Source organism: Tabrizicola sp. (genome assembly GCF_016792905.1).
Classification (GTDB): Bacteria; Pseudomonadota; Alphaproteobacteria; order Rhodobacterales; family Rhodobacteraceae; genus Tabrizicola.
Window position 1 is genome coordinate 1 of the sequence record NZ_JAEULP010000039.1, and the last position, 13,197, is coordinate 13,197.

13 protein-coding genes, 1 tRNA gene and 1 rRNA gene are annotated in these 13,197 nt (G+C 67.4%); 8 read left to right on the forward strand and 7 right to left on the reverse strand.

The window, feature by feature from the left end:
• The first annotated feature begins 12 nt into the window (after positions 1-12).
• From rrf to JNL31_RS08995, 3 genes are all read left to right on the forward strand, one after another.
• A 5S ribosomal RNA gene (gene rrf / locus JNL31_RS08985) occupies positions 13-127 on the forward strand.
• Positions 128-198: 71 nt separating this feature from the next.
• Positions 199-275: transfer RNA gene (locus tag JNL31_RS08990), tRNA-Met, on the forward strand.
• Positions 276-378: 103 nt separating this feature from the next.
• Positions 379-510 (forward strand): hypothetical protein, encoded by a 132-nt coding sequence (locus tag JNL31_RS08995; RefSeq protein WP_294972497.1) that lies wholly within the window; start codon positions 379-381, stop codon positions 508-510.
• On the opposite strand, the gene JNL31_RS09000 is transcribed toward JNL31_RS08995, so the two are convergent.
• From JNL31_RS09000 to JNL31_RS09015, 4 genes are all read right to left on the reverse strand, one after another.
• Positions 501-1,025, reverse strand: a complete 525-nt coding sequence (locus JNL31_RS09000) for a gluconokinase (RefSeq protein WP_294972498.1) — start codon at positions 1,023-1,025, stop codon at positions 501-503. The genes JNL31_RS08995 and JNL31_RS09000 overlap by 10 nt on opposite strands.
• Complete coding sequence (locus JNL31_RS09005; RefSeq protein WP_294972501.1) at positions 1,022-1,777, reverse strand: SDR family oxidoreductase; 756 nt, start codon at positions 1,775-1,777, stop codon at positions 1,022-1,024. Before JNL31_RS09005 ends, JNL31_RS09000 begins: the two co-directional genes overlap by 4 nt.
• Before the next feature lie 204 nt (positions 1,778-1,981).
• On the reverse strand, positions 1,982-2,803 hold the full coding sequence (locus JNL31_RS09010) for a hypothetical protein (RefSeq protein ID WP_294972503.1): 822 nt from the start codon (positions 2,801-2,803) through the stop codon (positions 1,982-1,984).
• Between the two features lie 109 nt (positions 2,804-2,912).
• The gene (locus JNL31_RS09015; protein WP_294972506.1) at positions 2,913-3,593 is read right to left on the reverse strand and encodes a hypothetical protein; all 681 of its coding nucleotides are present in this window, start codon (positions 3,591-3,593) and stop codon (positions 2,913-2,915) included.
• A 114-nt stretch (positions 3,594-3,707) separates the two neighbouring features.
• Between JNL31_RS09015 and argE the strand changes: the two genes are divergently transcribed.
• Positions 3,708-4,856: an acetylornithine deacetylase gene (argE, locus tag JNL31_RS09020; RefSeq protein ID WP_294972508.1), complete on the forward strand. Its 1,149-nt coding sequence runs from the start codon at positions 3,708-3,710 to the stop codon at positions 4,854-4,856.
• Positions 4,857-5,068: 212 nt separating this feature from the next.
• On the opposite strand, the gene JNL31_RS09025 is transcribed toward argE, so the two are convergent.
• On the reverse strand, positions 5,069-5,689 hold the full coding sequence (locus JNL31_RS09025) for a DUF1287 domain-containing protein (RefSeq protein ID WP_294972509.1): 621 nt from the start codon (positions 5,687-5,689) through the stop codon (positions 5,069-5,071).
• Positions 5,690-5,777: 88 nt separating this feature from the next.
• Between JNL31_RS09025 and mnmH the strand changes: the two genes are divergently transcribed.
• Both mnmH and JNL31_RS09035 read left to right on the forward strand, forming a co-directional pair.
• Positions 5,778-6,827 (forward strand): tRNA 2-selenouridine(34) synthase MnmH, encoded by a 1,050-nt coding sequence (gene mnmH / locus JNL31_RS09030; protein ID WP_294972511.1) that lies wholly within the window; start codon positions 5,778-5,780, stop codon positions 6,825-6,827.
• Positions 6,828-6,882: 55 nt separating this feature from the next.
• Complete coding sequence (locus tag JNL31_RS09035) at positions 6,883-9,723, forward strand: error-prone DNA polymerase (RefSeq protein ID WP_294972513.1); 2,841 nt, start codon at positions 6,883-6,885, stop codon at positions 9,721-9,723.
• 70 nt (positions 9,724-9,793) lie between these two features.
• Here the strand turns inward: JNL31_RS09035 and JNL31_RS09040 are convergent, their stop codons facing one another.
• The gene (locus JNL31_RS09040; protein ID WP_294972515.1) at positions 9,794-10,777 is read right to left on the reverse strand and encodes an adenosine kinase; all 984 of its coding nucleotides are present in this window, start codon (positions 10,775-10,777) and stop codon (positions 9,794-9,796) included.
• The gene (nth, locus tag JNL31_RS09045; RefSeq protein WP_294972517.1) at positions 10,774-11,418 is read right to left on the reverse strand and encodes an endonuclease III; all 645 of its coding nucleotides are present in this window, start codon (positions 11,416-11,418) and stop codon (positions 10,774-10,776) included. Before nth ends, JNL31_RS09040 begins: the two co-directional genes overlap by 4 nt.
• 100 nt (positions 11,419-11,518) lie before the next feature.
• Here nth and JNL31_RS09050 point away from each other — a divergent pair, with 100 nt between their 5' ends.
• The gene (locus tag JNL31_RS09050; RefSeq protein WP_294972519.1) at positions 11,519-12,349 is read left to right on the forward strand and encodes a bifunctional helix-turn-helix domain-containing protein/methylated-DNA--[protein]-cysteine S-methyltransferase; all 831 of its coding nucleotides are present in this window, start codon (positions 11,519-11,521) and stop codon (positions 12,347-12,349) included.
• Between the two features lie 117 nt (positions 12,350-12,466).
• Complete coding sequence (locus tag JNL31_RS09055) at positions 12,467-13,123, forward strand: OmpA family protein (protein ID WP_294972522.1); 657 nt, start codon at positions 12,467-12,469, stop codon at positions 13,121-13,123.
• Positions 13,124-13,197 lie beyond the last annotated feature (74 nt).

Below are 13,197 nucleotides of genomic sequence, written 5' to 3' on the forward strand. Positions count from 1 at the left end.
TCTCTTCTCCGGTCTGGTGGTCATAGCAAGCACAAAACTCCCGATCCCATCCCGAACTCGGCCGATAAGTGTGCCTACGCCAATGGTACTGCGTCTCAAGACGTGGGAGAGTAGGTCGCCGCCAGACCTGAAAAGAGACAATCTCACTCCATACGATGACAACCCCCCGATCGCACTCCAAGCCCTCGGGACAACGGACGCGGGGTGGAGCAGCCCGGTAGCTCGTCAGGCTCATAACCTGAAGGCCGCAGGTTCAAATCCTGCCCCCGCAACCAATCCCCCCATACCCCCACAAGACCCCCAATCGCAGGGCGCCTGGCGTTCATGGCCCAGCGGACCTTGCATCTGCTCAGTAGCGACCTTGCCGACGCCGAAGCCGTGCTTGCTCCACCGGGCTCAGTCGCCATGCCACGCGAGATTGCCGAATGGATGGCAGTGACCGGCGGGTCAGGGACCACCTCCGTAACCGGCGAAAGCCCGATCGTCTCGGGCGCGTGCATCTACGCCTGACCGCCCTTGGGCGCGTCGCCCGACAGGAAGGGCATGATCCGCGCGACGATGGCCGCCAGCGGCTGGTCGATGTCGACGGTCAGCGCTTCGTCCGGACCCGGGGCCTCCAGCGCCGCAAACTGGCTGTTGAGCAGGGAAACCGGCATGTAGTGGCCCTCCCGCTTCGCCATGCGGCCCTCGATCACCTTGCGGCTGCCGGACAGGTGGACAAAGCGGACCGGCCCGTCGACACCCCGGCGAATGCGGTCCCGGTAGGCCCGTTTCAGCGCGGAACATCCGACGATCACCGGGGCCTCGCTCGCCAGCACCGTCGCCACGCAGTCAAGCCAGGGCCAGCGGTCGGCATCGGTCAGCGGAATTCCGGCCCGCATCCTTTCGACATTCGCGGGCGGATGAAGATCGTCGCCGTCGACATAGGGCAGGCCGAGTGCTGCTGACATTGCCTCGCCCACCGAGGACTTGCCGCAGCCGGCGACGCCCATGATCACGGCTCGAAGGGCTGGCTGACGTGTCATAGCGAGGCCGTGATCCCGCCGTCCACATAGAGCACATGGCCATTGACGAAACTGGAGGCGTCGGAGGCCAGGAAGATGCAGGCGCCGACCAGTTCCTCGACCTTGCCCCAGCGTCCGGCGGGGGTGCGCCTTTCCAGCCAGTCCGTGAAGGCAGGGTCGGCAACCAGCGCGGCGTTGAGCGGCGTGTCGAAATAGCCTGGGGCCAGCGCGTTGCATTGCAGGCCGTGCCGGGCCCAGTCTGCCGCCATCCCCTTGGTCAGGTTGCCGACCGCACCCTTGGTGGCCGTGTAGGGCGCGATGGAGGGGCGGGCAAGCGCTGTCTGGACGCTGGCAATGTTGATGATCTTGCCACGCCCGCGCCCGATCATGTGGCGGGCCACCGCCTGGCCGACATGGAAGACGCTGGCGATATTGGTCTGGAGCAACCGCTCGAACGCTTCCTCCGGGAAATCCTCGAGCGGGGCGCGATGCTGCGTCCCCGCGTTGTTGACCAGGATGTCGATCGGGCCGATGTCCGCCTCGAAGCTGTCGATGCTGCTGCGGACGGCGGCATGGTCGGTTGCATCGAAGGCGAGCGTCAGGGCGCCCGGAATCTCAAGCGCGGCTTCCGTCAACCTGGCCCGGTCCCGTGCGTTCAAGATTACTGTTGCGCCAGCCGCCGCCAGGCCCTTTGCCAGCGCCAAGCCGATGCCCTGCGATGATCCGGTGATCAGCGCCCGGCGGCCTGTCAGGTCGAAAAGTCCCGATTCCAACCCGGCCCTCCTCCGTTGCTTCCGACAGGGCGAAGCGGGTCATTCATGTTTTCCCCAACACTTCGAGTCAAGTGCCGCGGCCGCCTAGGGGGTGTGACCGGCCGGGAGCAGCGGCCAAGACGTGCAACGGCCCCGGTGTGGAACCGCAATAGCAAGGGGCCAGCGGCTTGCACCGCTGGCCCCCGGAAGGACCTGTCGGCTAGATCAGTTCGTCATCAGGTAATAGCTGTTCCGAGACCCGCCCATGTTCTGCACGGTGACGTAGAAATAGCCATCCCAGGCCGGGGTCCAGTCGCAGTAGAGCTTGTCCGACCAGCTGACGTCATAGCAGATCACGTTGCCATTCTCGTCGGTCACTGCCACGTCCAGGTTCGCGTCGCCGTCGCCGACGATGGCGACCTCGGCGTAGGAGTTGCCGTAGTAGGGGATTTCCCAGACATCGGTCTGGCCCGAGGGCAGGCGCGACAGCCATTCGACCGCCCCGCCGATCCGGCCCCGGCCGGTTTCGGCCTTGGCATCCTCGATCAGGCCCAGCAGAGCCTCGTCATCCGCCGCCAGTTCCGTGGCCTTGGCGAACATCGCATCCGCCGTCACCGGGGCGTCGGCGGCGCCCTCATCCTCGTTGGCGGCGTTGAAGAAGGTAGCCTTCGATACAGCGCGCGGGCTGCCGTCGTTCATCATCGGCGCAGGCGCGGCGGGGGCGGCTGGGGCGGCCTTCTTGCGCAGGCTTTCCTGGTCGCCTTCGGCAAAGGCGATCTTGGCCGGATCAAGCGCCGCGGCTTCGGCGGTCTTCACCTCGACCGAGGCCGCCAGCTTGGCGGCGGCCAGCACAGTGACGGCATCGCCCTGCGCAACCCCCAGCGCGTACAACTCCTGCGCCAGGCCCATCGTCGAGGCTGCGCCGGGTGCGGCACCTTCGGCGGCAGCGCCGACGTTCACGCCGGTCTTGTCCTGCGCAAGAACGGGCAGGGTCAGCGCCGCAACGGCTGTGGTGGCAAGGATCAGCGAAAGGGATTTGATCGACATGGCGGGTCCTATGGGTTGACCAGCCCGGAATGGGCCGGAATGTCAGGATCATTGCAGGCGATCACGCGATTGAGAAGGTGGCAAAATGTGACAAATTCCGTCACCTGCATCAGTTGCCGATCAGCTGGTAGCTGTTCCACTCCGCCCCGGTGTTCGTCACCTGCACGATGAAGAACCCGTTGCGCGCCGGGGTGAACCGGCACAGCGCCGGGTCAAGCGCGGGCGGGCGGGTGCAGACAACCGCGCCGGAATCGTCGGCCACGGTCAACCCCAGGGCCGTGCCGCCATCGCCCAGCACCGCGATCTCGACAGGGACCGCACCGGACAGCGGCATCCGCCAATCGTCCGCAGCCCCGCCATCCAGAGCCGCGGCTGCGACCGTCACAACCGGCACCCTGCCATGCGGCACCTGCGCGTCCAGATCATAGGCCAGATCCTGCAGGTTCGGGTCGTCGATCGCCATCCCGTGCAGCACTGCCAGGGCCGCGTCACTGCCCGGATCTGGCGGTCCCGCGCGCTCGGGCGCGGGGGCCGGGATCGCTTCGGCCTCGGTCAGCCGGTCCCAGCCAAGGGCCGGGCGGGTGGTGACGCCCCGGGCCAGCCGGATCGCGGCCAGAAGCAGCATCGGGTCGCCGCTGGCGCTGGCCATCCGGTAGGTGCGATGCGCCAGGACCAGCTGGCTCGCCGCGCCCGGGCCCCCCGCACCCTCGGCGGCAAGGTTCGGTGCTTCGGCAAGGGCGGGTCCAAGGCCCAGGAAGAGGCACAGGAACAGGGCAAGACGGCGCGGCATCGGCGGGCTTTCGGCAATGTGCCGCGACCTTGGCAAAGCCGGGCGGCAGGGACAAGACGGGAAAGCTTCCGGCCGCCCCGGTTTCGCGGTAGCACGGGTCAAACGGAGGGGAACATGCGCGAAATACTGGAACGGCTCCTGGCCTTCGACACGGTGAGTTCAAAGCCGAACATCGCGCTGATGGACTATGTGAAGGGCCTTCTCGAAGGCGCGGGGCTGATCGTGACGCTGGTCCCCGATCCGTCGGGTGGCAAGGCGAACCTCTTTGCCTCGACCGGGCCGGAAGGGGCGCAGGGCGTGATGCTGTCGGGGCACACCGACGTCGTGCCGGTCGAAGGCCAGGTCTGGACCAAGCCCCCCTTCGCGCTGACCGAGGCGGACGGGCGCTACTACGGGCGCGGGGCGGCGGACATGAAGGGCTTCGTCGCCTGCGCCATCGAGGCGATGGTCGACGCCGCGCGCCGCCCGCTGACGGTGCCGCTGCATCTCGCCCTGTCCTATGACGAGGAGATCGGGTGCATGGGGGTGCGGTCGCTGATCGACCTTCTGGCAGCGGCCCCGGTGAAGCCGCGCTTCTGCATCGTGGGGGAGCCGACGGGGATGCAGGTCGCGACCGGCCACAAGGGAAAGATCGCGCTGCGGGCGACCTGCACCGGGCGGGAGGGGCATTCGGCCCTTGCCCCGCTGGCCCTGAATGCGCTGCATCTGGCGGCCGATTTTCTGGGGGCGGTGCGACGCCTGCAGGCCGAGGTTGCCGCGACGGGGCTGAAGGACGGGGACTATGACGTGCCCTATTCGACGCTGCATGTGGGGAAGATGTCGGGGGGGGTGCAGGTCAATATCGTGCCGAACCATGCGGTGCTGGATTTCGAGATCCGGTCCCTGGCGGGGGAAGACGTCGCGGGCCTGATCGCCCGGCTGGAGGCCGAGGCCGAGGCCATTGTCGCACCGCTGCGGGCGGAGTTCCCGGAGGCGGCGATCAAGGTGGAGCGGCTCTGGGACTATCCCGGCCTTGGCACGCCGTCGGATGCGGCGGTGGTGAATTTCGTCAAGGGGCTGACCGGGGCGAACGGGACGATCAAGGTGGCCTTCGGGACCGAGGGTGGCCTCTTCGACGCCCGGCTCGGGGTGCCGACAGTGATCTGCGGGCCGGGGTCGATGGCCCAGGGTCACAAACCGGACGAATTCGTTGCGGTCGAGCAGATCGAGCGCTGCCGGGGGATGCTGGCAGCGCTGGTCGGGCGGCTGGAGGCGGGGTGGTAGATCGGACTGTCCACGGTGGACAGATTTTCGGTGCCTTTGAAATCAAATGGTTGGGCGCGGCCGTTAGGAGTATTTTTACGGTTCAGGGTTCGCGGGAGACGGCCATGGACGGCACGGTGGAGGCTTGAGAGGAAAGGCGCGTGGGCAAATTGCCCACCCTACCTGCGGCTGCAGAGGATGGGCATTTTGCCCATGTCTTGCGGAAAGCCGGATCAGTCGGCCAGCGCCTTAAGCCGCCTGGCCTGATCCTTGCCGATCCGGTAGTGCCCGGTCATCGGATAGGCGAAGAGGATGTCTTCCTCCTGCGCGCCGCGGCCGATGTTGTGCAAGACCAGCGGCGTGCCATCCGCCGTAAGGCGGTCCGACACGATGCCGATGTGGTCGAGGTTGCCGGGAAGCGTCCAGGTGACGATGTCGCCGGGAAGATAGGGCGTCGGGCCTTCTTCCAGTGGCACCTCGGCGCCGATATGGGCGAAGAGTGTCCGCAGGTTCGGCACCCGGCGGTGGTCGATGTTGCGGTCGGTCGAGGTCAGGCCCCAAAGGCCCGGATAGGCCGCGAAATCGGCCTGCATGTCGCGGTTCACCGCGAGTTGCAGGTCGATCCCCCAGCCATCGCGCAGGGCGCGGATCACCACGTCGGTGCAGACTCCCCGGTCGCGCGGCACATCACCACCGGGGAAGGTGAGCTTCGCATAGGCCGGGTCGTAGATCACCGTCACGCCCACCTGCGCGCGCGCGGCGGCGGTCAGCCGCGACGGTTCGGATCCCGCAAGGGCGGGGGCGGCAAGGGCGAGCGAGAGGATCAGGACAAGGCCGCGCATAGGCTGAATCATGCGCCTTTCCCTGCTGCAACGCGAGTGAGGATTTCCGGCGAATCGAGCGGGCTGGCGCGTTTCCGCCGGGGTCGGTAAGACTTGCGTGATGGCGATCACCCTGACCTCTCTGGCCGATCTGGCGACGCATGGCTTCGATGACATCATCGACGTGCGCTCGCCCGCGGAATTTGCCGAGGATCATCTGCCGGGAGCGATCTCGCTGCCCGTGCTGGACGACGAGGAGCGGGCACGGGTCGGGACGATCTACAAGCAGGCGAGCCCGTTTTCCGCCCGCAAGATCGGCGCGGCGCTGGTGGCGAAGAATGCGTCGCTGCACTTGCAGGGGCCGCTGGCCGACAAGCCGGGAGGCTGGCGCGCACTGGTCTATTGCTGGCGGGGCGGGCAGCGGTCGGGGTCCTTCGCGACGATCCTGGGCCAGATCGGCTGGCGGGTCGAAACGCTGGCCGGCGGCTACAAGACCTGGCGGGGACTGGTGGTGCGTGAGGTCTATGACACACCCGTCCGGGCGCCGGTGGTGGTTCTGGATGGCAATACCGGGTCGGCGAAGACCGAGGTGTTGAACCTGCTGCCGGGTTTCGGGGTGCAGGTGATCGACCTTGAGGGGCTGGCACGGCATCGTGGCTCGCTGTTCGGCGCGGTGGGGCCGCAACCTTCGCAGAAGGCCTTCGAGGGGGCGCTTGCGTTGGCTCTTGCCGGTTTGGATCCGTCGCGACCCGTCGTGATCGAGGCGGAGAGTTCGAAAATTGGCAATTGCCGCCTGCCGCCGGAGATCTGGAAGGCGATGGTCGCGGCGCCCCGGGTGGCGATTGCGGCGCCAAGGCCAGCGCGTGCAGAATATCTGGCGCGGGCCTACTGCGACCTGACGGCGGATGCGGACCGGTTGGCGGCGACGGTGGGGCTTCTCAAGCCGCTGCATTCCGCCGAGGTGATCGAGGAGTGGCTGGGGCTGGCGACCTCGGGTCAGTTCGCGGCGCTGGCGGACGGGCTGATGGAGCGGCACTATGACCCGCGCTACGGCAAGCACCGGGCGCGGATGGCGGTGCCGTTTCTTGAGGTCGGGGCGCCAGACCTGCGGTCCGAGGCTTTGCCGGGGATCGCGGCGCGGGTGGCGGAGGCGGTGAAGCGGCTGGCCTGAGCCGGCGGAACATGGCAGTATGTTCCTTCTTTGTTCTGGACCTGAGTCGCCCGCCATGCCCTTCGTCGAGTTGTCGGCGCTGACAAATTTCACCTTTCTCACCGGGGCCTCGCACCCCGAGGAGATGGTCCTGCGCGCCGCCGGAATGGGGATGGCGGCGATTGCGGTGGCCGATGTGAACTCGGTTGCCGGGATCGTGCGGGCGCATACCAAGGCGCGGGAGCTGGCGCGGGACGGGGGGCCGAGGGTGCGGCTGATCCCGGCGGCGCGGGTGGTCCTGGCGGACGGGTTCCAGGTGACATGCCTGCCGCGCGACCGGGCGGGCTGGGGGCGGCTTTGTCGTCTCCTGAGCCTCGGCCGGTTGCGGGCGGTGAAGGGCGACTGTCGGCTGGACCTGGCGGACCTGCTGGAATGGGGCGAGGGGATGGAGCTGCTTGTCCTGGCGCCCGACCAGCGGCTGACGCTGGCCATGGCGGGCGAGGGGATGGAGCCGAAGCGCTGGCGCGCGCATGTCGCCCGGCTGGTGGCGCGGTTTCCGGGGCAGGTGAGCCTTGCGCTGGCGCCGCGCTATGACGGGCAGGACCAGGGGCGGTTCCAGCGGCTGTCGCGGGCGGCTTCGGCGCTGGGGGTGCCCACGGTGGCGACGGCGCTGCCCTTCCTGCACCACGGGCGGCGGCGGCGGCTGGCCGATGTGCTGACGGCGATCCGGCTGGGGGTGCCGGTCGACCGGCTGGGGCGCAAGGCCCTGCCGAACAATGAGGGGCGGTTGCGGTCGGAGGGGGAAATGCTGCGGCTCTTCGCGGGCCATGAGGCAGCGGTGGCGCGGGCGGGAGAGGTGGCGGCGCGGGCGGGTTTCTCGCTGGACGAGTTGCAGTATGAATATCCGTCCGAGGTTTCAGGCGGGGAAAGTGCGGCGCAAAGGCTGGCCCGGCTGGCCGAGGCGGGGCTGGACCGGCGTTATCCCGAGGGGGTGCCGGACCGGGTGCATGCGCAGATGGCGCATGAGCTGGAGCTGATCGCCAGGCTGCGCTACGAGCCCTATTTCCTGACGGTGCGGGACATCGTGGACTTTGCCCGTGCGCGGGGCATCCTGTGCCAGGGGCGGGGCTCGGCGGCAAATTCGGTGGTCTGCTATGCGTTGGGCGTGACCTCGGTTTCGCCCGAGATCGGGACGATGGTGTTCGAACGCTTCATCAGCGAGGCGCGGAACGAGCCGCCCGACATCGACGTCGATTTCGAGCATGAGCGCCGGGAAGAGGTGATCCAGCACATCTACGAGAAATATGGTCGCCACCGGGCGGGGCTGTGCGCGACGGTGATCCATTATCGCGGCAAGCGGGCGGTGCGCGAAGTGGGGCGCGCGATGGGCCTGTCCGAAGACACGCTGGCCGCGATGTCCAGCCAGATCTGGGGCTGGGGCGGGCCCGGGGCGATGACGGAGACGCGGCTGAAGGAGATCGGCCTTGACCCCGCCGATCCGCGGCTGGCCCAGACCCTGCAGCTGATCGACGAGATCCAGGGGTTTCCGCGCCACCTGTCGCAGCATGTGGGCGGGTTCATCATCACCGAAGGCCGGCTGGATGAGCTCGTGCCCGTGGAGAATGCCACGATGGAGGATCGCACGGTCATCCCCTGGGACAAGGACGACATCGACACGCTGAAGATCCTGAAGGTGGACGTGCTGGCGCTGGGAATGCTGAGCTGCATCCGCAAGGCGTTCGATCTTCTGGAAAGGCATCACCACCAGCATTTCACCCTGGCGACCCTGCCGCCCGAGGACCCGGAAACCTACCGGATGCTTTGCCGGGCGGATTCACTGGGGGTGTTCCAGGTGGAAAGCCGGGCGCAGATGAACTTCCTGCCGCGGATGAAGCCGAAATGCTTCTACGACCTGGTGATCCAGGTGGCGATCATCCGCCCCGGTCCGATCCAGGGCGACATGGTGCATCCGTTCCTGCGGCGGCGGAACGGGCAGGAGAAGGTGAGCTTTCCGTCCGACGAACTGGGCCGGGTGCTGGGCAAGACGCTGGGGGTGCCCCTTTTCCAGGAGCAGGCGATGCAGATCGCCATCGTGGGGGCGGGGTTCTCGCCCGATGAGGCGGACCGGCTGCGGCGCTCGCTGGCGACGTTCAAGAAACATGGGTCGGTCAGCGAATTCAGCGACCGTTTCATCGGAGGGATGCTGGCCAAGGGCTATGACGAGGATTTCGCCCGCCGCTGCTTTGCCCAGATCGAGGGGTTCGGGAGCTACGGTTTCCCCGAAAGCCATGCCGCAAGCTTTGCGCTGCTGGTCTATGCCAGTGCCTGGGTGAAGCGGCACCATCCCGGCATCTTCGCCTGCGCGCTTCTCAACAGCCAGCCGATGGGCTTCTACGCCCCGGCGCAGATCGTGCGGGATGCGCGGGAACATGGCGTGACCGTGCTGCCGCCCTGTATCCAGGCGAGCCATTGGGACAACCGGATGGAATGGCTGAACCGGCCGGAGAAAGCTCCGGAACTGGCGCTGCGGCTGGGGTTCCGGCAGATCAAGGGTATCGCCGAGGAGGAGGCGCGCTGGATCAGCGGAGCGCGGGGCAACGGCTACCAGACGGTCGAGGATGTCTGGCGCCGGGCGGGGGTGACCCCCGCAATCCTGGCGCGCCTGGCCGAGGCGGATGCCTTCGCCGCCCTGGGCCTGTCGCGGCGCGATGCGCTCTGGGCGGCAGAGGCGCTGGCCGAGGGCGCCCCCCTGCCGCTGTTCGCGGACGACCTGGACGGCGAGGGCATCACGGAGCCTGCCGTCCACTTCCGCGAGATGACGCTGGGCGAAGCGGTGGTCGAGGATTATGTGGCGATGCGTCTGACCTTGCGGGCCCATCCCATGGCGCTTTTGCGGCCCTGGCTGGATGCTGCCTGACGGGGATGAAGCCGGATCAGGGACCAGCCAATGGCCCCGCCCCCGGCACAGGACCGCACGGCAGATCCGTCTAGATCAGGCCTTCCTTGTGGAACAGCGCCTTGAGGTCGGTTTCGGGCCGCGCGCCGAAATGGCTGATCACCTCGGCAGCTGCAACGCAGCCCATGCGCCCCGACGTCGACAGCGACTGGCCGGTGGCAAGGCCGTACAGGAATCCGGCGGCGAACTGGTCGCCCGCGCCGGTGGCGTCGACCGGCACCACGCGCCTGACCGGGACGACGGCCTCCTCGTCACCCCGCACCACGATCACGTCATGGCCCGACCTTGTGCAGACCACCAGCCCCGAATCCGCCGCCGCCTGCTCCAGTGCGGCGGAAAGGTCGGTCTGGTACAGCGAGCACCATTCGTGCTCGTTGCCGATGACGTAGTCCAATGACTTGACCAGACGCCGGAAGTCCGGGCGGTGGCGGTCGACGCAGAACGGGTCGCTGAGCGCGATCCCGGCCTTGCCACCCGCCTTGTGGCACAGCTCGACCGCCCGTTCGAAAGCCTGCATCCCCTTCGGCTTGTCGTAGAGATAGCCTTCGAGGAACAGGATCTCGGCGCTGCCCGCCACAGAGTCGGACACGTCATCGGGGCCAAGCTCGGAGGAAATGCCAAGATAGGTGTTCATCGACCGCTCCCCGTCCGGCGACACGAAGATCATCGAGCGCGAGGTCGGAAGTTCGCCCCCCGGCACCGGCGGGTTGACGAAGTCTGTGCCTTCCTTCGCCATGGTCTGCGCATAGAACCGACCGAGCGCATCGTCATGGACCCGACCGATGAAGCCGGTGGTCAGCCCAAGGTTGCCAAGACCCGCCAGCGTGTTCGCCACCGACCCGCCGGGGGCCTGCTGGCGGTTGGTCATCGCGCCATAGAGAAGCTCTCCCCGCTCGCGTTCGACAAGCTGCATGATGCCCTTCTGGATGCCCATCAGGTCAAGGAAACTGTCATCGGCAGAGGAGAACACATCGACGATGGCATTGCCGATGCCGACAACCTGATAGGATTTCATGCGGTCTTTTCCTCATAAAGGCACCAGTCGCGGATCGGGCAGATGCCGCAGCGGGGCTTGCGCGCGGTGCAGATATACCGGCCGTGCAGGATAAGCCAGTGATGCGCATGCTGCTGGTACTCTGCCGGGACATTGTCCTCGATCGCCCGCTCCACCGCCGCCTCGTCCTTGCCGGGCGCGATGCCGGTGCGGTTGCCGACGCGGAAGATATGGGTGTCGACCGCCTGGGCGGGGTGGTGGAACCACATGTTCAAGACCACGTTCGCCGTCTTGCGGCCCACCCCCGGCAGCGTCGTCAGCGCGGCCCGGGAGGACGGTACCTCGCCCCCGAAGTTTTCGATCAGGAGGCGCGAGAGCCTGATGACGTTCTTCGCCTTGTTGCGATAGAGGCCGATGGTGCGGATATGTTCAATCAGCCCCTCCTCTCCCAGCGCCAGCATCTTTTCCGGGGTGTCGGCGATCTGGAACAGCTTGCGGGTGGCCTTGTTCACCCCGGCATCGGTGGCCTGCGCCGACAGCGCCACCGCCACCAGCAGGGTGAAGGCGTTGAGGTGTTCCAACTCGCCCTTCGGATGCGGCTCGATTTCGGCAAACCGCGCGAAGATCCGTTTCAGCGTGGCATAGGGAAGCTGCGGTGTCATGGGTCCCTTGCAGCACGAAAGCCGCCTCGCGACAAGCCGCAGGAAACGGGTCGCACCGCGGTCGGGGCCAGAATAGATTGCGGGTCCAAGGAGAAGACCGATGACCGACCTGTCCCCCGCCTACCACTACCAGGTGATCGCCCGTGCGCTGCAGGTGATCGACGCAGAGGGCCCCGCGCTGACGCTGGAGGACCTCGCCCAGCGGATGAACATGAGCCCTGCGCATTTCCAGCGCCTCTTCAGCCAGTGGGTCGGCGTCAGCCCGAAGCGCTATCAGCAATACCTGACATTGGGCCATGCCCGACGCCTGCTGAACGAACGGCATACGATGCTGGGCACCGCGCTGGAAACCGGGCTTTCGGGGACGGGGCGGCTGCATGACCTGTTCCTGACCTGGGAAGCGATGTCGCCCGGCGACTATGCCCGGGGCGGGGCGGGGCTGGAAATCCGCTGGGGCTGGTTCGAAAGCCCGTTCGGCCCGGCGCTGGTGATGGCGACCGACAAGGGCATCTGCGGCATGGGCTTTGCCGACGAGATGGGCGCGGAGGCAGCACTGGAAGACCTGGTCGGCCGCTGGCCCAGGGCCACCTATGTCGAGGATCCCACGGCGATCCGTCCCCTGGTCGATGCGGCGCTGGGCGGGCGGAGCGCCAGCCTGCACCTGATCGGCGCCCCGTTCCAGATCAAGGTCTGGGAGGCGCTTCTGGCGATCCCTTCGGGTCATGTCACCACCTATGCCGACATTGCCGGGGCCATCGGCCACCCCAGCGCACACCGGGCGGTCGGCACCGCGGTGGGCCGCAATCCGATCTCTTTCCTGATCCCCTGCCACCGGGCGATGCGCCGCGACGGCGGCCTTGGCGGCTATCACTGGGGCCTGCCGCGCAAGCGCGCCATGCTGGCCTGGGAGGCCGCTCGCACAGATTTGTAATGCGCGGAACCCTGCCGAAGCCTTCGGGAACCGGCAGCCTCTCGACGACGTTCGTGTATTGTGGCACGGGTCTGGCACAGGCCCGCGAATGGGCGAATTCTTGAGGCGAGAGCACAAATGATGATGAAGACCCAACTGATCCTGGCGGCAACGGGTACGCTGTTCCTGACCGCCTGCGTCGATCCCAATGCCTATCCGAACGACCCGAATGCCCGGCAGCGCAATGGCGCGATCATCGGCGGCATCACCGGCGCCTTGGCGGGTGTTGCGGTTTCGGGCGATGGCGACGAGCTGAAGGGCGCGATCGTCGGCGGCGCCCTGGGTGCCGGTACGGGCGCGGTGATCGGCGCGGACCTTGACCGCCAGGCCGCCGAACTGCGCGGCTCGCTGAATTCCAACATCTCGGTCACGAACACCGGCGACTACCTGATCGTGAACATGCCGCAGGACCTGCTGTTCGCAACCGACAGCGCTTCGGTCCGGCCGGACCTGACCGCCGACCTGCGCGCGGTGGCGGCAAGCCTGCTGCGCTATCCCAACAGCCGGATCGAGGTGATCGGCCATACCGACAACACCGGGTCCGCCGCCTACAACCAGGACCTGTCGCAGCGTCGCGCCGTCTCGGTCGCGGGCGTGCTGCGCGACAGCGGTGTGCCGGGCAACCGCATCTCGGCCTATGGCAGGGGCGAGGATCAGCCGGTCGCGTCGAACCTGACGCCGGATGGCCGGGCGAAGAACCGCCGGGTGGAGATCATCATCCGCCCGAACCGCTGAGGCTCTGCGGGATCGAAACGGGGGGTCAGCCGCGGCTGGCCCCTTTTTCATTGTGATCTGCGGAAATCGGTCAT

Coding starts and splice junctions, on each gene's coding strand:
- JNL31_RS09040 (WP_294972515.1), bottom strand. CDS start 10,777: ATGAAATCCTATCAGGTTGTCGGCATCGGCAATGCCATCGTCGATGTG.
- JNL31_RS09025 (WP_294972509.1), bottom strand. CDS start 5,689: ATGATTCAGCCTATGCGCGGCCTTGTCCTGATCCTCTCGCTCGCCCTT.
- nth (WP_294972517.1), bottom strand. CDS start 11,418: ATGACACCGCAGCTTCCCTATGCCACGCTGAAACGGATCTTCGCGCGG.
- mnmH (WP_294972511.1), top strand. CDS start 5,778: ATGGCGATCACCCTGACCTCTCTGGCCGATCTGGCGACGCATGGCTTC.
- JNL31_RS09015 (WP_294972506.1), bottom strand. CDS start 3,593: ATGCCGCGCCGTCTTGCCCTGTTCCTGTGCCTCTTCCTGGGCCTTGGA.
- JNL31_RS09000 (WP_294972498.1), bottom strand. CDS start 1,025: ATGACACGTCAGCCAGCCCTTCGAGCCGTGATCATGGGCGTCGCCGGC.
- JNL31_RS09035 (WP_294972513.1), top strand. CDS start 6,883: ATGCCCTTCGTCGAGTTGTCGGCGCTGACAAATTTCACCTTTCTCACC.
- JNL31_RS09010 (WP_294972503.1), bottom strand. CDS start 2,803: ATGTCGATCAAATCCCTTTCGCTGATCCTTGCCACCACAGCCGTTGCG.
- JNL31_RS09055 (WP_294972522.1), top strand. CDS start 12,467: ATGATGATGAAGACCCAACTGATCCTGGCGGCAACGGGTACGCTGTTC.
- argE (WP_294972508.1), top strand. CDS start 3,708: ATGCGCGAAATACTGGAACGGCTCCTGGCCTTCGACACGGTGAGTTCA.
- JNL31_RS09050 (WP_294972519.1), top strand. CDS start 11,519: ATGACCGACCTGTCCCCCGCCTACCACTACCAGGTGATCGCCCGTGCG.